General features: G+C 64.5%; 1 pseudogene. It reads right to left on the reverse strand.

Annotated elements, in window-relative coordinates:
- Nucleotides 1-699 (reverse strand): annotated as a pseudogene (locus CKO28_RS27845) (hypothetical protein); the annotation flags it as partial.

A 699-nucleotide genomic window follows, 5' to 3' on the forward strand; every position in this document is an offset into this window, starting at 1 on the left:
CGGCATCGACAAGGGAGCCCACACCGGCGGTCAACGAGTCCGTCAACTTGCCGACGAAGTCCATCTGCGTCTCGACGCGCATCTGCGCCTGACCGAAGTTCGCCGCCGCGTCGATGGCCTGCTGGGTAAAGCCCTCCATCGAGGCCAGGGCGTGCTTGGCGCCGTCCGAGTCCGTGACGTCCACCTGGGACAGGCTGTGCATGCCCGCCTCGTTGCCGGTGAAGCTCACGCCGACGATGGTCGACGCACCGTTCGTCGTGTCGTCCAGCGTCATGACACCGTTGGCGAACGTCTGGGCATCACCGAAATCGGTCGACAGATCGGCGTTACCCTGCAGAGCGCTCTGCACGTCGCCTTCGCTCTGCGCCTGGCTCAGGTCGACCGTGACGCTCTTGGTCTCGCCGCTGTTGGTGTAGGTGACAGTGACGGACTTGAGGTCACCCTGGTTGTAGTCCGGCGTGGTGTCACCGGCGGTGATGGTGTAGGCCGTGCTCGATCCGTCACCCGCCGCGCCGGCGTAGTCCACCTTGGAGTCCGCCGCCTCGGTCGACAGGTTCTGTTGGTCGACCGAAATCCGGGAGGCCTCGACCTCCTGGTTGGAATTGCGGTCCAACGACGACAGGATGTCGAACTTCGCTGTACCGGAAGCGTCCTTGAGCAGGTTCGAGCCGTTGAACTGGGCGGCATCGACCACCGACT

The organism is Rhodovibrio sodomensis, from assembly GCF_016583645.1.
In the GTDB taxonomy this organism is placed as follows: domain Bacteria; phylum Pseudomonadota; class Alphaproteobacteria; order Kiloniellales; family Rhodovibrionaceae; genus Rhodovibrio; species Rhodovibrio sodomensis.